21 protein-coding genes are annotated in these 20833 nt (G+C 56.4%); 20 read left to right on the top strand and 1 reads right to left on the bottom strand.

All coding sequences use genetic code 11. The annotated features are described in order from the left end of the window. Positions 1-43 precede the first annotated feature (43 nt). The 10 genes from ABEA08_RS16720 to ndk all read left to right on the top strand — a co-directional run bounded on the left by ABEA08_RS16720 (position 44) and on the right by ndk (position 7751). Complete coding sequence (locus tag ABEA08_RS16720) at positions 44-1258, top strand: IscS subfamily cysteine desulfurase (protein WP_345336516.1); 1215 nt, start codon at positions 44-46, stop codon at positions 1256-1258. 81 nt (positions 1259-1339) lie between these two features. After that, positions 1340-1723 carry a Fe-S cluster assembly scaffold IscU gene (gene iscU, locus ABEA08_RS16725; RefSeq protein ID WP_345336517.1) on the top strand — a complete coding sequence of 128 codons (384 nt, stop codon included), beginning with the start codon at positions 1340-1342 and terminating at the stop codon, positions 1721-1723. A gap of 14 nt (positions 1724-1737) precedes the next feature. Continuing rightward, positions 1738-2061, top strand: a complete 324-nt coding sequence (gene iscA, locus ABEA08_RS16730; RefSeq protein ID WP_345336518.1) for an iron-sulfur cluster assembly protein IscA — start codon at positions 1738-1740, stop codon at positions 2059-2061. A gap of 9 nt (positions 2062-2070) precedes the next feature. Continuing rightward, the gene (gene hscB, locus ABEA08_RS16735) at positions 2071-2586 is read left to right on the top strand and encodes a co-chaperone HscB (RefSeq protein WP_345336519.1); all 516 of its coding nucleotides are present in this window, start codon (positions 2071-2073) and stop codon (positions 2584-2586) included. 18 nt (positions 2587-2604) lie between these two features. Then, entirely contained in the window at positions 2605-4455 is a 1851-nt protein-coding gene (hscA, locus tag ABEA08_RS16740; protein ID WP_345336520.1) for a Fe-S protein assembly chaperone HscA, read from the top strand. A 9-nt stretch (positions 4456-4464) separates the two neighbouring features. Next, positions 4465-4806 carry an ISC system 2Fe-2S type ferredoxin gene (gene fdx / locus ABEA08_RS16745; RefSeq protein WP_345336521.1) on the top strand — a complete coding sequence of 114 codons (342 nt, stop codon included), beginning with the start codon at positions 4465-4467 and terminating at the stop codon, positions 4804-4806. A 29-nt stretch (positions 4807-4835) separates the two neighbouring features. Further along, a complete protein-coding gene (gene iscX / locus ABEA08_RS16750; RefSeq protein WP_345336522.1) occupies positions 4836-5030 on the top strand; it encodes a Fe-S cluster assembly protein IscX in 195 nt (64 codons plus the stop codon). A gap of 607 nt (positions 5031-5637) precedes the next feature. After that, positions 5638-6420 carry a tryptophan 2,3-dioxygenase gene (locus tag ABEA08_RS16755; protein WP_345336523.1) on the top strand — a complete coding sequence of 261 codons (783 nt, stop codon included), beginning with the start codon at positions 5638-5640 and terminating at the stop codon, positions 6418-6420. 215 nt (positions 6421-6635) lie between these two features. Then, positions 6636-7175: a hypothetical protein gene (locus ABEA08_RS16760; protein WP_345336524.1), complete on the top strand. Its 540-nt coding sequence runs from the start codon at positions 6636-6638 to the stop codon at positions 7173-7175. A gap of 144 nt (positions 7176-7319) precedes the next feature. Further along, positions 7320-7751 carry a nucleoside-diphosphate kinase gene (gene ndk, locus ABEA08_RS16765; protein ID WP_345336525.1) on the top strand — a complete coding sequence of 144 codons (432 nt, stop codon included), beginning with the start codon at positions 7320-7322 and terminating at the stop codon, positions 7749-7751. A 63-nt stretch (positions 7752-7814) separates the two neighbouring features. Here ndk and ABEA08_RS16770 read toward each other — a convergent pair whose 3' ends face one another. Further along, positions 7815-8894, bottom strand: a complete 1080-nt coding sequence (locus tag ABEA08_RS16770; RefSeq protein WP_345336526.1) for a CNNM domain-containing protein — start codon at positions 8892-8894, stop codon at positions 7815-7817. Positions 8895-9047: 153 nt separating this feature from the next. Here ABEA08_RS16770 and rlmN point away from each other — a divergent pair, with 153 nt between their 5' ends. The 10 genes from rlmN (at position 9048) to ABEA08_RS16820 (ending at position 20788) form a co-directional block, all read left to right on the top strand. Continuing rightward, positions 9048-10166: a dual-specificity RNA methyltransferase RlmN gene (gene rlmN / locus ABEA08_RS16775; RefSeq protein WP_345336527.1), complete on the top strand. Its 1119-nt coding sequence runs from the start codon at positions 9048-9050 to the stop codon at positions 10164-10166. 30 nt (positions 10167-10196) lie between these two features. Continuing rightward, positions 10197-10970 (top strand): type IV pilus biogenesis/stability protein PilW, encoded by a 774-nt coding sequence (pilW, locus tag ABEA08_RS16780; protein ID WP_345336528.1) that lies wholly within the window; start codon positions 10197-10199, stop codon positions 10968-10970. After that, entirely contained in the window at positions 10970-11887 is a 918-nt protein-coding gene (locus tag ABEA08_RS16785; protein WP_345336529.1) for a RodZ domain-containing protein, read from the top strand. Before pilW ends, ABEA08_RS16785 begins: the two co-directional genes overlap by 1 nt. 5 nt (positions 11888-11892) lie before the next feature. Beyond that, entirely contained in the window at positions 11893-13008 is a 1116-nt protein-coding gene (ispG, locus tag ABEA08_RS16790) for a flavodoxin-dependent (E)-4-hydroxy-3-methylbut-2-enyl-diphosphate synthase (RefSeq protein ID WP_345336530.1), read from the top strand. A gap of 82 nt (positions 13009-13090) precedes the next feature. Beyond that, the gene (gene hisS, locus ABEA08_RS16795) at positions 13091-14368 is read left to right on the top strand and encodes a histidine--tRNA ligase (RefSeq protein ID WP_345336531.1); all 1278 of its coding nucleotides are present in this window, start codon (positions 13091-13093) and stop codon (positions 14366-14368) included. Between the two features lie 10 nt (positions 14369-14378). Further along, positions 14379-14999 (top strand): YfgM family protein, encoded by a 621-nt coding sequence (locus tag ABEA08_RS16800; RefSeq protein ID WP_345336532.1) that lies wholly within the window; start codon positions 14379-14381, stop codon positions 14997-14999. Between the two features lie 13 nt (positions 15000-15012). Further along, positions 15013-16200 carry an outer membrane protein assembly factor BamB gene (bamB, locus tag ABEA08_RS16805; RefSeq protein ID WP_345336533.1) on the top strand — a complete coding sequence of 396 codons (1188 nt, stop codon included), beginning with the start codon at positions 15013-15015 and terminating at the stop codon, positions 16198-16200. A gap of 71 nt (positions 16201-16271) precedes the next feature. Then, positions 16272-17759: a ribosome biogenesis GTPase Der gene (gene der, locus ABEA08_RS16810; protein WP_345336534.1), complete on the top strand. Its 1488-nt coding sequence runs from the start codon at positions 16272-16274 to the stop codon at positions 17757-17759. Positions 17760-18130: 371 nt separating this feature from the next. Further along, entirely contained in the window at positions 18131-19267 is a 1137-nt protein-coding gene (locus ABEA08_RS16815; protein WP_345336535.1) for a GGDEF domain-containing protein, read from the top strand. Positions 19268-19402: 135 nt separating this feature from the next. Then, positions 19403-20788, top strand: coding sequence for an FAD-binding oxidoreductase (locus tag ABEA08_RS16820; RefSeq protein ID WP_345336536.1), 1386 nt, complete (start codon positions 19403-19405; stop codon positions 20786-20788). The last annotated feature ends 45 nt before the right edge of the window (positions 20789-20833 follow it).

Here is a 20833-nt window from a genome sequence, read left to right on the forward strand (position 1 = left end):
TTACGCCGGTACCATGGTAGCCGGCTCGCAAGCGGAGAAGGTAATGAAACTCCCCATCTATTTTGATTACTCTGCCACCACCCCTGTGGACCCTCGTGTGGCTGAAGTGATGATGCAACATTTGACCCTGGACGGTAATTTCGGCAACCCGGCTTCCCGCTCACACCGATTCGGTTGGCAAGCGGAAGAGTCCGTTGATGTGGCCCGAAACCAGGTGGCTGAGCTTTTGAACGCCGATCCGCGTGAGATCGTGTTTACCTCAGGGGCTACCGAGTCAGATAACCTGGCGATTAAAGGGGCTGCCAACTTCTATCAGAAGAAAGGCAAACACATCATTACCAGCAAGACCGAGCACAAGGCGGTGTTGGATCCCTGTCGTCAGCTAGAGCGCGAAGGATTTGAGGTGACTTACCTTGAGCCCGCTGAGAATGGGATCATCCCGCTCGAGCGCATCGAAGCTGCCATGCGGGAAGACACCGTGCTGGTGTCGATCATGCACGTCAACAACGAGATCGGTGTGGTGCATGACGTTGCCGCGATCGGTGAGTTGTGTCGCAGCAAGGGGATCCTTTTCCACGTTGATGCCGCGCAAAGCGCCGGTAAGATCCCACTGGATGTGAAGACCATGAAGATCGATATGATCTCCATCTCCGCCCATAAAATGTACGGCCCGAAAGGGATCGGCGCACTGTATGTCCGTCGTAAACCACGGGTTCGTCTGGAAGCCCAGATGCACGGTGGCGGTCATGAGCGCGGTATGCGCTCCGGTACGTTGGCCACTCACCAGATCGTCGGTCTGGGTGAGGCCTGTCGCATCGCACGTGAAGAGATGGCGACCGAGAATGACCGCATTCTGAGTCTGCGTAACCGTTTGTGGAACGGCATCAAGGGCATGGAAGAGGTGTACGTCAACGGCGATGTCGAGCAGCGTACGGCGGGCAATCTGAATGTCAGCTTTAACTTCGTTGAGGGTGAATCCCTGATCATGGCGCTGAAAGATCTGGCGGTCTCTTCGGGCTCAGCTTGTACCTCTGCATCCCTGGAGCCGAGCTATGTGCTGCGCGCGCTGGGCTTGAACGATGAGATGGCGCACAGCTCCATCCGGTTCAGCATCGGCCGATTTACCACCGAAGAGGAAGTGGATCACGCCATCGCGGTGATCAACGAGTCCATCGGCAAATTGCGCGACATGTCCCCACTGTGGGAGATGTTCAAAGACGGTGTGGATCTGTCCAAGGTAGAGTGGACAGCGCACTAATTGGTTTTCCCGCCCGCGCGCCGATTCCCTGTGCGACGCGGGCTTCGCTTCACAGATTGAAGCAAGGCTTGGAGCTCTGTTATGGCTTACAGTGATAAAGTTATCGACCATTATGAGAACCCACGTAACGTTGGTTCTTTTGACAAAAACGATCCAAACGTCGCAACTGGGATGGTGGGTGCACCGGCCTGTGGCGATGTCATGAAGTTGCAGTTGAAGATCACCGATGAGGGTGTGATCGAAGACGCGAAATTCAAGACCTATGGCTGTGGCAGCGCGATCGCGTCCAGCTCCCTGGTGACCGAGTGGGTCAAGGGCAAGACCTTGGATGAAGCGGCGGAGATCAAAAACACCGCGATCGCTGAAGAGTTGGCATTGCCACCGGTGAAGATCCACTGCTCTATCTTGGCTGAGGACGCCATCAAGGCGGCCATCACCGATTACAAGAGCAAGCAAGAGAAGTAAAACTGGAGTAGTAAATGGCCATTACCTTGACCGAAGCCGCTGCCGAGCGGGTCAAATCCTATCTGGCAAACCGTGGCAAGGGGATCGGGCTGCGCTTGGGCCTGAAGACCTCCGGTTGCTCCGGTTTGGCTTACGTGCTTGAGTTTGTTGATGAGCTTGGGCCGGGCGATGAGGTGTTTGAACTGCTGGGTGTCAATATCATTATTGATGCGAAAAGCATGGTCTATCTGGATGGCTTGGAAGTGGATTTCGTTAAAGAGGGCCTGAACGAAGGCTTTAAGTTCGAAAACCCCAATGCCAACGGTGAATGTGGCTGCGGCGAAAGCTTTACCGTTTAAGGCGATCTGATGAATTACTTCGAACTGTTTGCGCTACCGCAAGGGTTTGAGCTGGATGGGACCGTTTTGGCCAGTCGCTACCGCGAGCTGCAACGAGCGGTCCATCCCGATAAGTTTGCTTCCGGCAGCGACCGTGATCGTCTGATGGCGATGCATAAAGCCGCCGAGGTAAACGACGCATTCCAAACCCTCAAATCCCCCCTAACGCGTGCCGAATATCTGTTGCGCCTGCATGGCATTGAACTGCGTGGCGAAACCACGACGGTTAAAGATCCCCTGTTTTTGATGCAGCAAATGGAATGGCGTGAAGCGCTGGAAGCGTTGGCCGATGCGGCCGATCCCATGATGGCAGCCGAGGCGTTGGAGCGGGAGTTTCGTCAGCTGAAGCGGCAGATGACCGGCGATCTGAAAACTCGATTGGATCAGCAACTGTGGGCCGATGCAGCCGAACAACTGCGTAAGCTCAAGTTTGTCGAAAAACTGGAACAAGAACTCGCACTGCTGGAAGAGCAGTGGGAGCTGTAAGTAGCGGATAATAACACTATGGCATTACTGCAGATCGCAGAACCGGGTCAGAGCGCCGCTCCGCACCAGCATAAGCTGGCTGTGGGGATCGATCTGGGAACCACCAACTCTTTGGTTGCTGCTGTGCGCAGTGGTCAAGCGGAAACCTTGCCGGACGCACAGGGGCTGCATGGCATGCCTTCCGTGGTTCGTTTTGGGGAAGATGGGATCGAAACCGGAGCGCAGGCCAAAGCGGCCGCGGTGGCGGATCCTGCCAACACCATTATCTCGGTCAAGCGTTATCTGGGCCGCTCGCTGGCGGACGTTGAGGCACGCTATCCCGATCAGCCCTATCAGCTGAAGGGCTCAGACAATGGGCTGCCCCTGTTTGTGACCCGTGCCGGCGAGCAAAATGCCATTCAGATCTCCGCGGAAGTCTTACGACCTCTGGTTGCACAGGCGGAAGCCACGTTAGGTGGTGCGCTCTCTGGGGCCGTGATCACGGTACCGGCCTATTTTGATGATGCGCAGCGTCAGGGCACCAAAGACGCGGCCGAGTTACTCGGCGTGAAGGTCCTGCGCCTGCTTAATGAGCCAACGGCTGCGTCTATTGCCTACGGGCTCGATAGCGGTCAGGAAGGGTTGATCGCGGTCTACGATCTGGGCGGCGGCACCTTTGACATCTCCATTTTACGCTTGCATCACGGGGTCTTTGAGGTGTTGGCGACCGGCGGTGACTCTGCGCTGGGTGGGGATGACTTCGATCATCTACTGGCGACTCATTTGGCTGAGCTGGCGGGGATCAACGCGCCGTCACCAAGCATGCAACGACAGCTGATGAACGAGGCCTGTCGGGTTAAGGAAGCATTGACCAACGCCCAGAGTGTGTCGGCGCAGATCGACGATTGGACGGCGGAGATCAGCCGTGCGCAGTTTGATGCGCTGATCCAGCCGTTGGTCAAGCGAACCTTGATGGCTTGCCGTCGTTGTCTTAAGGACGCGGGCGTGGACGCCGAAGAAGTGTTGCAGGTGGTGATGGTTGGCGGCTCGACCCGGGTGCCCGCGGTACGAAGCCAGATCGGCGACTACTTTGGCCGTGAGCCTTTGACCAGCATCGATCCGGATCGTGTCGTGGCGATCGGCGCCGCGATCCAGGCGGATATCCTGGTGGGGAACAAGCCGGACTCAGAGATGCTGTTGCTGGATGTGTTGCCTTTGTCACTGGGACTGGAAACCATGGGGGGGCTTACCGAGAAGGTGATCCCACGTAACACCACGATCCCGGTGGCCCGCGCGCAGGAGTTCACGACGTATAAAGACGGCCAAAGTGCCATGGCCATCCACGTGGTGCAGGGCGAGCGGGAGATGGTAGCGGATTGCCGTAGCCTGGCTCGATTCGAGCTACGGGGCCTGCCGGCGATGGCCGCAGGGACGGCGGTGGTTCGCGTTACCTTCCAGGTCGATGCTGACGGTCTGCTCAGCGTGACAGCCAATGAGAAGACCACTGGGGTGCAGTCATCCATTCAGGTGAAGCCGTCGTTCGGTCTGAGCGATAATGAGATCACCCAGATGCTGTCCGATTCGATGGCCCATGCCAAGCAGGACATCGAAGTGCGGATGTTGACCGAGCAGCGGATCGAAGCCGGCCGGGTGATCGAAAGTTTGACCAAGGCATTGGAGCAGGACGGTAAGGTACTGCTCAATGAACAAGCAATTCAGGTGCTGATGCAGCAGATGCAGGCGTTGTCTGTACTGTGCGAAGGCGAAGACGGCCGAGCCATCAAGCAAGGGATCGAAGATCTGGATAAGGCCAGCGGTGAGTTTGCCGCGCTGCGCATGGATCTGTCGATCCGTCGCGCACTATCCGGACAGTCCGTCGATAACGTATAAGAGGAAATCATGCCTAAGATCGTATTTTTGCCGCATCACGAGCTGTGCCCAGAAGGCATGGAAGTGGAAGCGGAACAGGGTGAAACCGTGCTGGATGTGGCGCTGCGTAACGGGATCCATATCGAGCACGCGTGCGAGAAATCCTGTGCCTGCACAACCTGCCACGTGGTCGTGCGTGAAGGCTTTGATTCGCTGGAAGAGAGCGATGAGTTGGAAGATGACATGCTGGACAAGGCATGGGGGTTAGAGCCCGAGTCACGTCTGTCGTGCCAATCTAAAGTGGAAGACAGCGATCTGGTGATCGACATTCCACGCTACACCATTAATCAGGTGTCCGAGCACCACCACTGATAGGGCCGATGGCAAGCGGAGGGCGAGCGATGAAGTGGATTGATGTACAAGACATTGCCATTGAATTGGCGGAGCGACACCCGCAGCAGGATCCGACCCAGATCCGATTTACCGATCTGCGAGATTGGGTACTGGCATTGGACGGATTTGATGACGATCCGGATCATTGTGGGGAGCGGATCCTGGAAGCCATCCAACAAGCCTGGATCGACGAAGTCGATTAATTGGGAAACGACTAAGCGGCCACAATGGCCGCTTTTTCTTTGCGCCGTCGCATCGATACCGGCTGGTTTTTTGCGGATCTCAACCGGTTGCACCTAGCACCAACCTTAATTCGCGTTTGCGCCGGCAAGCCATCTGGGTATCCCTCTTTGCACAAGCCCGCTGCAGATCCTCGACCGCAGTGTTTCGTCGTTCTGCTCCCTTACTGCTCCCTTGCTGACGGCTCGCTACAGCCGAACGTTGAAGCTTGTCTCGGCACTCGGTGGAGAGTGCCGATCATAGAAGCGGCCCGCTGCCGTCCGAGCGGCTCACTGCTCTGTCCGGCGGGCTGAAGATCTGTCTCGGTGCCTCAATGCTTGGATCTGCGTTCGGTGGCCAACATATGGCATAGCGCCCAAGCTTGTTATCGAGCGTCTACAGCGTCGTGGGACATATTTTTTTTCTGGCTGTGAACCCAGATGTACGGCCATTTACACACGGAGCCTGAGACAGAAGCGTGCTGTCAGGTTCGGTTTGCGCCGAGCGACGACGACGGCACCCCCGGCATGCTGGATCGCTTGCATCGAGCGCCATAGAGTGAGAGGGAGAATCGATTAAAACGGAGTTTTTATGGCACTGACCTATGGCAGTTACCTCAAAGTGGACGAGTTAATAGCGCTGCAACAGTTGCAGTCCGAGCCCGCCGAACATGATGAGATGTTGTTTATCGTGATCCACCAAACCTACGAGTTGTGGTTCAAGCAGATCCTGCACGAGATGGATAAGCTGATCCCCATGTTACAGCAGGGCGAGGTTTGGCACAGCGCCAAGACCCTTCGGCGGATCTTAACCATCATGAAAACGCTGGTGGGTCAGGTGGACATCCTGGAAACGATGACGCCGATGGAGTTCAACAGTTTCCGTGATTTCCTGCAGAGCTCCAGTGGATTCCAGTCCTGGCAGTTTCGAGAATTGGAGATCCTGTGTGGCCTGCGCTCAGAGCACGCCATCAAGGTGCAACAGGAACAGCCTGAGCACTACAATCGTTTGTTATCACGGTGCGAGCAGCCGACGTTATGGCAAGCCTTTATCGCGTTTTTGTCCTCAAAGGGCATGGCGGTCGAGCCGGTGACCGTACATCAAAGATCGGGGCTGATCTACGATCCCAGCCCTGAGCGGCAACGGCAACTTGCGGAGATTTTGAAAGCCGCTCCCGAGATCAACCTGGTTGCTGAGTTACTGATCGATCTGGATGAAGGCCTGCAGGAATGGCGCTATCGTCACGTCAAGATGGTCGAACGTACCATAGGCGGAAAAGTCGGCAGTGGCGGCTCACCTGGTGCAGCCTACCTCCATAAGTCCTTACACCAGTATATCTTCCCGGATCTGTGGGCCCTGCGTAGCTTATTGTAGGAAGTTCAGTCAGTATCTTGAGTGAATTGAGTTATGTGATGGTGGCGTCAATTTAGGTTATGGAACCCCATACTGGTCGAAAAATTGTCACATTGGGGTTCCATTCATTAGACAAGCATTTTATGTTTGTCAATGGAATGTCGCTTTATCGGCTGTAGTCTTCCTCTTACAAGACTATGTGACGACTCACTATCCCTCAACTTGCGGTGACAAAAATGACTCAAATCGTCCGCAGTATCGCCTCCGAGCTGCTTGGCCCCGACACGTCTTCAAGCTCTCAATGGCAGTTCCGTTTCTTATTACGAAAGCTTAACCTGCGCCGATCAGAGCGCGTCTGGGTTTATGGCCGCCCCGAGCGTGACGTCATCGCAGATCTGGCGGATGCGGTCGGCCCCCAAGGTAAAGTCGCACTGCTGTGCGAAGACTCCGGCCCGTCAGTCAGCCATGTGGAATTTGATAATCGGTTATCCCAGGTGGAGTTGATGTTGGCTGGCCCAAGTGCCGACTCGCAACAATGTGATGCCGTGGTCATCCTACCCGATTGGCTTAATGAGCCCTACCAGCCCTTGCTGGATGCCGCCTGGCGTCGATTAGGAAATGGCGGACGATTGATGCTGGTGTTGCCGGAGCACGAAGATAATTCCAAGGAATTGAGGAAGTTGGTTGATATGGCGTGCCAACTAGGGTTTGTCAGCCGTTATCGACGTTGCTGCGATAAGCATTGTGCTTGGGTCGGAGTGAAGTACGCCCGCTAGCTGGCAGCTCACGGTTTTGCATGGAAATGTCGGTGCGCGCAGGTTGAGGTTGTTTCGGGTGTGACTGGGGTGGGATTTTTGCCGGTAAATGCCATATAATCCGCGGCGAGAACTAGTAGTCCTTATCATTACATGGAGTGGTCAATGGCCGTTGAGCGTACTTTTTCTATTGTGAAGCCAGATGCAGTTGCGAAGAATTTGATCGGTGCTGTCTATAGCCGATTCGAAGCGGCGGGGCTGAAGATTGTTGCAAGTAAGATGGTACACCTGAGTAAAGAGCAGGCAGAGGGATTCTATGCCGAGCATAAAGAGCGTCCGTTCTTTGATGCCTTAGTGGCATTTATGACGTCCGGTCCGATCATGGTCCAGGTGCTCGAGGGTGAGAACGCGGTTCTGGCCAATCGCGAGATAATGGGAGCGACAAACCCAGCGGAGGCCGCTCGCGGCACACTGCGCAGCGATTTTGCCAATAGCATCGATGAAAACGCGGTTCACGGCTCAGATGCCCTTGCGTCTGCAGAGCGTGAAATTGCGTATTTCTTTACCAGCGACGAGATCTGTCCTCGCACTCGCTAAGATGTTGAGCGTTATCCAGAAAATAAGCGCCTAGTCGGCGCTTTTTTCATGCAAATCGTCTGCTTAGCTTGTTGGCTTTTTGCTGTTTTGATCCGAAGGCTCATGGCTAACTCGGAACTTACGTTGCTTTTGTCGGTGTTCCCACAGTTTTTTGGCCAATTGCTGCATGTCGTCGGCGGGATCGTCACGATCGACGATCTCCAATCCCAGCAAGGATTCGACGATGTCCTCCATCGTGATCAAACCCCGCACACTCCCATACTCATCAACCACCATGGCCATCTGGATCCGCCGGGTCAGCAACTGCTCGAAGATCCCCATAATGCGCGCGTTCTCAGGCACCATCATTAAGTTGTGCCGGACGGTTTTTAGCGTTGCATCGGGTTGCTGCTTTTCGGCCAGCAGGACCTCAGAACGCATGACATAGCCGATGATATCGTCAGGATCCTGATTGTAGATCGGCACGCGCGAGAAGTTTCGTCGGGCATGGCTGTGGGTAAAGTCCGCCAGAGTCATGGCCTGAGGTAGGGAGTGGATCACGGTACGTGGGGTCATGATGGCGCTGACAGGGATGCTACGGGCCATCAGCAGCTGTTTGACGATGCTGGATTCTTTGTCATTAAGCTCACCGGATTCGGCACCAATGTCGGCCATCGCCGACATCTCTGAGCGGATATACTGACCGCTACCCTCTTTGCCGAACAGGCGAGTCATCTTGGTGGATAGCCAGATCAGCGGGGTGGTGATCCACACCAGCCATTGCAAAGGCCGAATGGTAACCGGCGCGAGCTGACGCCAGTAATTGGCGCCGAGTGTTTTGGGGATGATCTCGGAGAAGAACAGGATGGCAAAGGTGAGAATGGCGGAAAACACGCCCAACACATGGCTGCCAAATACGGCGGCCGCTTGGGCCCCCGCGCCGGCCGCGCCGGCCGTATGGGCGATGGTATTTAAGGTCAGAATGGCCACCAGCGGTGCTTCCACATTGTCCTTGAGCTTTGCCAGGCGTGCCGCTGCATCTGGCCGGTCCTTTTTCAGGCCGGCGATATAAGCAGGCGTCACACTGAGTAATGTGGCTTCCAAAACACTGCAGATGAAAGACACGCCGATGGCGACTGCGATGTACACTGATAGCATCAACATTCCCGGTTGTTCTCCTTAAATGACGGGACCGATCATAGAGCCCATAATAGCTGGGGTGGGGGTGGTTAGGGCAAGCTTCGGTGGAGACTGGACGCGGGGGCAATGAACCCTGTACAATTGCGCGCCATTTTCGGCTGGTAGATGAGGCATCCGATGAACGACAAAATCAACCTATTAAACCTGGATCGCGACGGATTACGTGCGTTTTTCGTTGAGATGGGCGAGAAACCTTTCCGCGCAGATCAGGTCATGAAGTGGCTGTACCACTACGGTTGTGATGACTTTGATCAGATGACCAACATCAACAAGGTACTGCGCACCAAGTTGAAGGAAAAGACGGAGATCGTCGCGCCGGAGATCGCCAACAGTCAGCACTCTTCCGATGGCACCATCAAGTTCGCCATCGATGTGGGTAACGGCCAGCAGGTCGAAGCCGTGTATATTCCGGAGGCCGATCGCGCCACCGTGTGCATCTCCTCTCAGGTTGGATGCGCGCTGGAATGCAGTTTCTGCTCGACCGCCCAACAAGGCTTCAACCGTAATCTGACGGTGGCCGAGATCATCGGGCAGGTTTGGCGTGTGGCTAAATACATGGGCCTGAACGGTGACGTGCGAGATCGTCCTATTTCCAATGTCGTGCTGATGGGCATGGGCGAGCCGCTGCTGAATCTGAGCAACGTCGTGCCTGCCATCAATATCATGCTGGATGACTTTGGTTTTGCCCTGTCCAAACGTCGTGTCACCCTGTCTACCTCCGGTGTGGTACCGGCGTTGGACAAGCTGGGTGATCTGGTCGACTGTGCACTGGCCATCAGCCTGCATGCGCCGAACGACGAGCTGCGCGATGTGCTGGTGCCGGTCAACAAAAAGTACAACATCGAGATGTTCCTCGAATCAGTGCGCCTATATCTGAGCAAGTCTTACGCCAACAAAGGGCGGGTGACGGTGGAATACGTGATGCTGGATCACATCAATGACAGCACCGACACCGCGCATGAGCTGGCCAAGGTGATGAAGGACACGCCGTGTAAGATCAACCTGATCCCATTCAACCCTTATCCTGGCAGCCCGTACGGTAAGAGTTCAAACTCACGCATCGATCGCTTTTCTAAGGTTCTGATGGACTACGGTTTGACCGTGATCGTGCGAAAAACCCGAGGTGATGACATCGACGCGGCGTGTGGCCAGTTGGTGGGTGACGTACGAGATCGCACCAAGCGCTTAATGAAAAAACGTATGCAAGATCAAAGCATTTCAGTCACAATGACCTAAGTTTTGAACGACTGGCTCATCAGGGAAACGATGAAACCTTTGTATCTGGCCCTGCTGCCAGCTTTAGTGCTCTGCGCTTGTGTGCAAAAAACCACCTACAGCGGCACGGACATGCAGGTGGCGCAAATGGAATACGATGCTGAGGCTGCGGCGCGCGATCGCGTGTCGCTGGGCTTGGCGTATTTGCAGCGCGGCGATGCGACGCAAGCCAAGTTCAATCTGGAGCGGGCTTTGGAGCAGGCGCCCACGTCGACCGAGGTGTTGCTGGCGATGGCCTATTATCACGACACCGTTAAGGACAGCGTGAAAGCGGAACAGTTTTACCGCAAGGCCGTCAGCTTGGACCGCGGTCACGGCGATGCCGCCAACAATTTTGGTGTCTTCCTGTGTCGTCAACAGCGTTTCGTTGAGGCGGATCGCTGGTTGAATCAGGCCGTAGAGACACCCGGTTATATCCGGATGAGCCAAACGTATGAAAATCTGGGTTTGTGCGCGAGGCAGGCGGGTTGGACAGAGAAAGCCTTGGGGTACTTTGAACAGGCTCTCAATTATGACCCTCGTCGCGCAGAAGCCTTGTTAGAAGTGGCAGAATTAAGTTTCAATGCCCAGCAGTGGAACGAGGCTCGAAGTTATTTGGAGCGTTACCACCAAAGTGGCCATGAATCGCCCAGCAGTTTGCTGTTAGGGGCGGAATTGGAGTTTGGCGTTCAGAATACTGATGCCGCCCGTCGCTTTGGGGTATTATTGCTGGCTAAGTACCCTGACTCTGAGCAGGCGAAAACGTACCGAACGAAGTATTACTAATGACTGACGAACTAGAGAACGAAAAACGCCTGGATCCTCCTGGACCGATGCTGAAACACGCGCGGGAACAGGCCGGGTTGTCCACACAGCAGGTGGCGCAGCGTTTGAACTTGCGCCACTCGGTTGTTGTGGGGTTAGAGCAAGACACGTTTGAGCCCGGAATGTCGATCACCTACATTCGTGGGTATATGCGTAACTACGCCCGCTTGGTGGGTTTGGACGAGCAGCGCTTGAATGAAGCGTTGGACGCGGTGCATCAGCCGGAAGTGACCAAGCCGATGCAAAGCTTTTCCGGACGAACCCACAGGGAAAAGCATGACAGTCGCTGGATGATGCTCAGTTGGCTGCTCGGTTTCGGTCTGGTCGGCGTGATCTTATGGGGCTTATTTGGCCGCACTGAGAGTTTAGAGACGCCGCCGGCGGATGAGACACAGGTCCAGACCCCGGAGATCATCGATGAAGCGCCTGTGGCGGTGCAACTGCCAGAAGTCGAGCCGGAGTTGAGCCAGGCCGCGCCTGAGTCAGAGGCCCCTTTGGTGGATGACGCCTCGACGGCTCCGTTACCCGAGCAGGATGAGCCTGCTGTCAGCGAGCCAAAACCTGAGCCGATCGAGACCGTTGAAATGATCCAGCCCGAGCCTGAAATGGCAGCGCCGGTTGCCGAGCCCGCCGTGGCAACGGACACCCTCACCATCACGCTCAATGCCGACTGCTGGATGTTGGTTCAGGACGCCGATGGTCAGGTGTTGGTTGAGGGGCTGAAGGGTCTTGGTTTCAATGAAGTTGTCAGTGGCAAGGCGCCATTTAGCCTGCGATTGGGTGCGCCGGAAGCGGTCAGCCTCGAGTTTAATGGCGATAGCGTCGATCTTTCCTCATTCCGTGCCGGTCGAGTGGCACGGGTGACCTTACCTCAGTAAGAAGCATGCATCAGGAATCTCCAATAATCCGACGTAAGTCGACCCAGATCATGGTGGGCAATGTGCCAGTTGGGGGCGACGCCCCCATCTCGGTGCAATCCATGACCAACACCCGCACCACAGATGTTGCGGCAACCGTTGCGCAGATCAATGCGATCGAGCGCGCCGGCGCCGACATTGTGCGAGTTTCCGTCCCCACTATGGAAGCCGCGGAAGCGTTCAAGCTGATCAAACAGCAGAGCAACATTCCGCTGGTGGCCGATATCCATTTTGATTACCGCATCGCCCTGAAAGTGGCGGAGTATGGTGTGGATTGTTTGCGGATCAACCCGGGCAATATCGGTCGGGAGGATCGGATCCGGGCGGTGGTTGATTGCGCGCGTGACAACAATATCCCGATCCGGATCGGCGTGAATGCCGGTTCGCTGGAGCGTGAGATCCAGGAAAAATACGGTGAGCCGACACCGGCGGCGCTGGTGGAATCCGCGATGCGACATGTGGACATTCTGGACCGACTGAACTTTGACCAGTTTAAGGTCAGTGTTAAGGCGTCCGATGTGTTCCTCGCTGTTGATGCGTACCGTGGCTTGGCCAAACAGATCGTCCAACCTTTGCACTTGGGGATCACCGAAGCGGGCGGCGCCCGTGCTGGCTCCGTTAAGTCTGCGATCGGCCTTGGCATGCTGTTGTCCGAGGGGATCGGCGATACGCTGCGCGTCTCGCTGGCTGCGGACCCGGTTGAAGAGGTCAAGGTCGGCTTTGATATCCTCAAGAGTTTGCGGATTCGCGCTCGCGGCATCAATTTTATCGCCTGCCCATCCTGCTCCCGCCAGGAGTTTGATGTGATCGGCACCGTCAATGCCCTAGAGCAACGGCTGGAAGATGTGATCACCCCGCTGGACGTGTCCATTATCGGCTGTGTGGTGAACGGACCCGGTGAAGCCTTGATCTCGGATCTTGGCTTGGCGGGCAGCAACCGTAAAAGCGGATTATACATCGGTGGCGAGCGCCAGAAGGAGCGGCTAGACAACAATGATCTGGTCGACCAACTGGAAGCCCGGATCCGATCCCAAGTCGCTCAGAAGCAGCAGCGTATTGACGTCAAGGAACAAGACGCCTAATTTCACCCCATTGCCCGGTGTTGAATGCTGGGCAGTGTTGGTCCCCCCTTCATTGTAACTTTCAGATCTAGACAGGTTTATTGTGGCAAAACAGATCCAAGCGATCCGCGGCATGAACGACTGCCTGCCCGCGGATACCGCGAAATGGCAGGTGGTTGAGTCCGCTCTGCGTCAACTGGTCGCCAGCTATGGCTATCAAGAGATCCGCACCCCTATCGTCGAGATGACGGGCTTGTTCAAGCGCGCCATCGGTGAAGTCACCGACATCGTCGAGAAAGAGATGTACACCTTTGAGGATCGCAATGGCGATTCCCTGACCTTGCGTCCGGAAGGCACGGCATCGACGGTTCGCGCCGGTAACCAACACGGCCTGCTGTACAACCAAGAGCAGCGCTTGTGGTACATGGGGCCAATGTTCCGCCATGAGCGTCCGCAAAAAGGGCGCTACCGTCAGTTCCACCAATTCGGTGTTGAAGTGTACGGTCTGGGCGGGCCGGACATCGACGCCGAAGTGCTGATGATGTCTGCCGCGTTATGGCGCCAGCTGGGCATGGCCGATCACGTCCGCCTCGAGCTCAACACCTTGGGCAACAGCGACGAGCGTGCGGCCTATAAGGACGCCTTGGTGGCGTTTTTGGAGCAGCATGTCGACCAGTTGGATGAAGACAGCCAGCGACGCCTGCACAGCAACCCACTGCGGGTGCTGGACTCCAAAGACGCCGGTGTTCAGGCCTTGTTGGCCGATGCGCCAACGCTGATGGAATACCTGGGTGACGAATCGAAGCAACATTTTGAAACTCTGTGTGAACTGTTGCACGCTGCAGGCATCGAATACACCGTAAACCCTCGCTTGGTACGTGGCCTCGATTATTATAATCGCACTGTATTTGAGTGGGTTACTGAAAGTCTTGGTTCGCAGGGCACCGTACTTGCCGGTGGTCGCTACGACAAACTGGTGGATCAACTGGGCGGCAAAGATACGCCGGCCGTTGGTTTTGCCATGGGGATCGAGCGCTTGGTGTTATTGCTGGATACCTTAGGTAAGTTCGATAACTTGCCGTCCGTGGCGGATGTTTATCTGTGTGCCATGGGCGACGGAGCTGTCGCGGCGGCACTGCAACTGGCGCAGGAGTTGCGTCAAAACGTGCCAGGCCTTAAGGTGATGACCCACTGTGGTGGCGGTAACTTCAAAAAACAAATGAAGCGCGCCGACAAGAGTGGAGCCGCTGTGGCTCTGATCTTGGGTGAAGATGAATTGAAACAAGGACTCGTGACGTTGAAACCGCTGCGCGGCGGTGAGCAGCGTCAATTGTCCAAGGACGCGCTGACCGAAGAGTTGGCTGCGTTGGCACAGTCTTAAGGGGACACGTGTGGAACTGTACAACACTGAAGAACAACAAGTAGAAGCGATCAAGAACTTCTGGAAAGAGTACGGCGTCTCCATCATTGGTGGTGCGGTATTGGGCTTAGGCGGTCTGTTTGGTTGGAATGCCTATCAGGATCACCAGGAAGGTCAGCGTGAAGCGGCTTCCGAAGCTTTCGCCCAACTGGTCGATAAGAGTGGCAGTGCTGTTGAGATGCAGGCGGCGGCGGAGGCCTTTCGCCAGTCCCACAGCAACGACGGTTATCAAGCCTTGACCGATCTGCTGCAGGCTCGAGCTCTGGTTGAGGCGGGCGATCTGGCACAAGCGGAAACCTTGCTGACTCAGGCCATTGCTAAGCTGGACACCGCGACCAAGCCTTTGGCCCAATTGCGTTTGGCTCGTGTGCAGTTGGCTCAGCAAAACCTGGATGGCGCCAGCGCCACCTTGGCCGGTATCAACAACGACGCCTTTGCGGCGCAGCGTGACGAGTTGCAGGGCGACCTGTACAAGCAACAAGGCGACGTTGCTGCAGCCCGGGAAGCGTATCAATCCGCCGTTGACGCAGGCGGGGCGATGAACAACCCTGCACTGCAGATGAAACTGGACGATCTGGCCCAAGCCAGTTAAGGGAGTACCGGTCATGTTGCTGGCAAGAAAAGGATGGCTGGCTGGCCTGCTGAGCGCGGTAGTGCTGGCAGGTTGTGCATCCAGTGATGACGAAGCTGAGGTGATCTCGCCGCTGCCGGAGCTGCAAAACCCGCTTGAGGCCACGGTGCTTTGGCAGGAGCGCGTCGGCAAAGGGGTTGAGGACTACTGGTCCTCACTCTCGCCGGCACTCGCTTACGACAAGTTGTTTGTTGCCGAGCGCTTTGGTGTCGTTAAGGCGTTGTCGCCGGAAGACGGCTCCGAGTTGTGGATCACCAATCTGCGCCGTGAGTTTGCTGAGGGCGCCTTGCAAAAGAACGACGGCGCTCGTCTATCCGGTGGCTTAGCCACTGGCTTTAACAAGGTGTTCGCTGGCAGCGAAAACGGCATGCTGTTCGCGTTGTCAGCGGATGATGGTGAGGTGGTTTGGCAGGCGCCAACCCGCGGTGAGGTCTTGGCCGATCCCGCCGTGATCGGGCGTATGGTGATCGTCAATACCGCGGCCGGTAAGGTGCAAGCCTTCGATGTCGATAGCGGCGAGTTTCAGTGGCAGATGGATCTGGTCATGCCACCGTTGTTGCTGCGTGGCAGCTCCGGCATTGCTCAATCACAAGGCGCAGCCCTGTTCGGGACGCCTGATGGTAAGGTCGGGGCTTTGTTCGCAGAGACCGGCGCCCCTATCTGGGAGGCGCGCCTAGCCGAAGCCACCGGTGCCAATGAGTTGGAGCGGGTGATCGACGTTGACGTTAAACCGCTGGTCCGGGGTGACAACCTCTACTCAGCGGCCTTTAATGGCAACCTGGCATCGATCGAGCTGCGCAGCGGTCGCGTGTTGTGGAGCCGTCAGTACTCCAGCTACACGCCGTTGGCCATTCAGGGTTTTGCGCTCTATATGACCGATTCCCGCGGCACCCTGTACTCCATTGACCGTCGTAACGGTTTGGAAAACTGGGCGAACAGCGCGCTGTCTGGGCGGATGCTGACGGGACCTCAGGTGATCGGCGATCATTTGGTCGTTGGCGACTTTGAAGGCTACCTGCATATCTTGGATCGCAGCACTGGGGAATTGTTGGGCTACACTCGGATCGATTCCAGTGGCTTGTACACACAACCCATGCGCGACGGGGATACGTTATACCTGCAAAGCCGCTCGGGGCGGATTGCTGCGGTGACAATCCCTTAAACTCCCTGTACACTACGACGCCCCCGAACAATCGGGGGCGTTTTTGTTAGATTAATTGAGGTATCGATAGCATGATCCCAGTGGTTGCCCTGGTCGGACGCCCAAATGTGGGGAAGTCCACCCTGTTTAACCGCCTAACCGGCACCCGTGACGCTCTGGTGGCGGACTTCCCCGGTTTGACGCGCGATCGGAAGTACGGTCAGGCCAATTTGGCCGGGCACGACTTTATTGTTGTCGATACCGGTGGTATCGATGGCACCGAAGAGGGCATCGAAACCAAGATGGCAGAGCAGTCGCTGATGGCCATCGAAGAGGCCGATGTCGTGCTGTTTATGGTGGATGCGCGCGCAGGCCTGACTGCGGCCGATGAGGCCATTGCGTCACACCTGCGTACGCGCCAAAAAACGACCTTGTTGGTTGCCAACAAGACCGATGGCATCGATGCGGATGCGGCGGTCGGCGAGTTTTATAAGCTGGGTCATGGTGATATTCATCAGATCGCAGCGGCGCAGAACCGTGGCGTGACCAGCCTGATCCACTACGCTTTGGCGCCGTTCGCTGAAGAGTTTGAGAAAGAGCACGGCGACGCGCCGGAAGAGATCGACGAGTGGGCAGAAGAAGCGGAAGCGGAACTGCCGACGGAGGAGACCGCCGAAGAGGAAGCGGAGCGTCTGCGCAATCAGCCGATCAAGCTGGCCATTATTGGTCGCCCGAACGTGGGCAAGTCTACGCTGACCAACCGTATTTTGGGTGAAGAGCGGGTGGTGGTGTATGACATGCCAGGCTCAACCCGCGACTCTATCTACATTCCGATGGAGCGGGATGAGCGAGAATACGTGTTGATCGACACCGCTGGCGTGCGTCGTCGTAAGAACATGATCGAGGCGGTCGAGAAGTTCTCGGTGATCAAATCGCTGCAAGCCATTGAAGACGCCAACGTGGTGCTGCTGGTCGTCGATGCTCGAACCGGGATCTCCGATCAGGATCTGTCGTTGCTGGGCTTTGCCCTTAACGCGGGCCGGGCCATCGTGTTGGCGGTCAACAAGTGGGACGGTCTGGATACCGAGGTGAAAGAGGAAGTGAAGCGTGAGCTGGATCGTCGCTTAGGCTTTGTTGATTTTGCCCGTTTGCACTTTATCTCCGCGTTGCACGGCACCGGTGTGGGTCACCTGTTCGAATCCGTTCAGGAAGCGTATGATTCGGCCACCAAGCGCTCCTCGACCGCGATGCTGACCCGCATCATGCAGATGGCGCAGGACGACCACCAGCCGCCTATGGTGCGTGGTCGCCGGGTGAAGCTGAAGTACGCGCACGCTGGGGGTTACAATCCACCTATCGTGGTGGTGCACGGCAACCAGGTGCGGGATCTGCCGGATTCCTATAAGCGTTACCTGATGAACTACTATCGCCGAGCCTTGCAGGTGATGGGAACGCCGATCAAGGTGTTGTTCCAGGAAGGTGCCAACCCATTTGAAGGTAAGCGTGAGAAGCTGACTCCGTTGCAGCAGCGTAAACGTCGCCAGGTGCTAAACCACATTAAGAATCGTGGTGGCAAGTAACCGAACAGAGGAGGGAGCCGAAAGGCTCCTTTTTTTTGCTTAAAATCCAGGAGATACGAGTCGTCGCTGCTAGATATATCTGGAGGCCGCGTAAGAGATCGGCGTGTGTTGCCTGTCGGCTTTGACGCTTCTTTGTTCACTCAGTTGTGAACAGAGTGAGACTAAATGTGGGTGTTTTCTCGGCAAATTGCATAAACAGTCAGGCAGAGTGCGCAAAATAGCGCTGAATGTGGTTCTTTTTCGGTTTTTTACTTAGTCATGCCGTATCGATACGCCGTAACTGGTTGTTTAATTAACATTTTCCTCCCTTTATCGGCAATAATTCCTAGGTACAATCCCCCTTCTGAGTTGTTTAACCGCAAGAGAAAGAGATGCTGTCCAGTTCCCCGGAGACAGTCCAACGCTGGCTTAACTACCTGCCGGAAAAAGCGATCCTCCATCGTGGTCGCCACGTACTAAATTGCAACGAAGCGGCCCAGCAAGCGCTGGCCGATCCTGCGATCCGGCAAGCTCTGTCTCGCTGTGTCGGTACCAAGCGAGAGTTGGTTGTTGGTCACGACAAGGTGCCGTGGTGCCTGTCGACCAGCGCCATGGCGCCAGATAACACTCAATTGACCTTGCTGTTTCCCGCTGCGCATCACGAGTTGCAGGATCTGGTGGGACGTTTACCCGTCGCGCTGGTGGTGCATCGTTGGTTTAAGCCGCTGTACACCAACCAAGCCTTTGCCGATCTGTTCCAATTTGAATCGACCGATGATGTGTTGGCGCTGCCGTCGCTGCGCGCCGTGATCGGCGAGGAGCACTGGCCGATGGCGCAGCAGAACTACCAAACCCTGATGGATGCCGGCAAGCTGGACACGATCCAAATTGAAGATCATCAGTCGGTAACGGGCGAGCGCCTGCAAGCCCAGCTGGTGGATTTTGTACTGAGCTGGGATGGTGAGCCCGCAGTGTGCACCCTAGTCAGTAATGTGTCGCGCCAGCAAGCGAAGATAGAGCGTTATAAGCGTTTGGCGCTGACAGACTCGCTGACGGGACTCGGCAATCGCCGTCGTTTCTTTGAGAGCAGTAGCACGTTTATCCAGCGGGCCAGCTCGCAAGGAGAGACGCTGATGTTGCTGGTGCTGGATGTGGACCATTTTAAGGCGATCAATGATCGCTATGGCCACCCGGTTGGCGATGGTGTGTTAAAGCATCTGGCGAATTGCTTGATCGACTGTGTCGACAGCGAAGCCCTGGTGGCGCGGATCGGTGGCGAGGAGTTCGCCTTGCTGATGCCGGCGCCGTCGATGAGTCTATTGCAGAATCGCGCGCAAGAGATCAAAGAACAGCTATGTGAACAGCCTTATATCAGCGATATGGGTGAGCGGATCGCGATCAAGGTGTCCATCGGTGCGACCCGTTGGAGCAGCGGCGATGACTCGCTGGAGCAGATGTATCAACGCGCCGATCAGGCGCTGTATCAGGCGAAGCAGTCGGGTCGCGATCGCGCCGTTTGTCAGCTGTGATCGAGTCGGTGTCGGCGCCAGCTGATCGCTATCGCGTTCATCACGGCTAAACGAGCGGGGCTTGACTATTCTTGTCTCTCGGGGCAGCCCAGCATTGGCTGGGCTGCAAATGTGGTTGCGCTCCCCGGGGGGCCTATGAATACGTTGGATCCAAACCTCATCTCTGAGTTTCGCTCGGTATTGGCCGGGCCGGTGTTCACGCCGGACAATGACGCTTACAACGCGGTTCGACAGTTATGGAATGCCACGGCGGACAAACACCCAGCCTTGATCGTTCAATGCTGGGATCGCGGCGATGTGATCGCCGCACTCAAGTTTGCACGGCAACACCAATTGGAGATCGCCGTGCGAGGCGCGGGTCATAACATCGCGGGCAATGCCAGTTGCGATGGCGGGCTGATGATCGATCTGTCGAACATGCAGGGGATCGAGCTCGATCAGGCGGCCGAGCGAGTCTATGTCCAGCCCGGCGTGATCCTCGAGCAGTTGGACGCTGCGACCCAAGCCCACGGCTTGGCGGTCCCTATCGGGATCAACTCCACCACGGGGATCGCAGGGCTCACCCTCGGTGGCGGTTTTGGTTGGTTGACGCGGCAATACGGCATGACGGTGGACTCGCTGGTCGGGGTGGAGTTGATCACCGTCGACGGCGAGATCCTCTACGCCAACGAAGCGGAAAACGACGAGCTATTTTGGGCATTGCGGGGCGGTGGCGGCAATTTCGGTATCGTCACCCGGTTCGATTTCTCTCTGGTTTCGGTTGGGCCGGACGTCTTGGCGGGTTTGATGGTGTTTCCGCTGGCCCAGGCTGACGCAGTGCTGAAGCGCTATGCCGAGTGGATCCTGACCACCCCCTTAACCTTTAACGCTTGGGTGGTGTTGCGCGCGGCCCCGCCGCTGCCCTTCCTCGATGCGTCACTGCATGGCACGCCGGTTGCGGTGATCCCGATCTGCCACACCGGCGATCTCGCTTCCGGTGAAAAGCTGGTTGATACCCTGCGTAGCTTCGGTGAGCCTGTTGGTGAGCACATCGGAGTGATGCCGTTTGTGGACTGGCAACAGGCGTTCGATCCCATGCTCACTGCCGGTGCCCGCAATTATTGGAAAACCCATAACTTCACCCAGCTCAGCCCTGAGCTGTTGCAGTTGGCGGTGGACTTTGCCGATCAGCAGCCTGGGCCCGAGTGTGAGGTGTTCTTTGCCTGCATTGCCGGAGTCAGCAATGAGGTTGCGCCCGAGGCGATGGCGTGGCAGGCCAGGGACGCCAAGTTTGTGATGAATATCCATGCTCGCTGGCAGGATATCCATGATGACGGCAGCCATATCGACTGGGCCCGCGCCTTGTTTAATGCCGCTCAGCCGTATGCTTCAGCCGGTGCTTATGTGAACTTTATGACGGAGGAGGAGGGCGGTCGGATCGAGTCGGCCTATGCCGATAATTATCAGCGCTTGGTGGCGGTGAAGCAGGCGTACGATCCCGACAATCTGCTCCACTTCAATCAGAACATCAAGCCGGATTAATTCGGCGGGGCGTGCGGCTGAACGTGCGCCATTGAACGCGAAAAG

Origin of the sequence: Ferrimonas pelagia (genome assembly GCF_039543565.1) — a bacterium.
Lineage (GTDB): Bacteria > Pseudomonadota > Gammaproteobacteria > Enterobacterales > Shewanellaceae > Ferrimonas > Ferrimonas pelagia.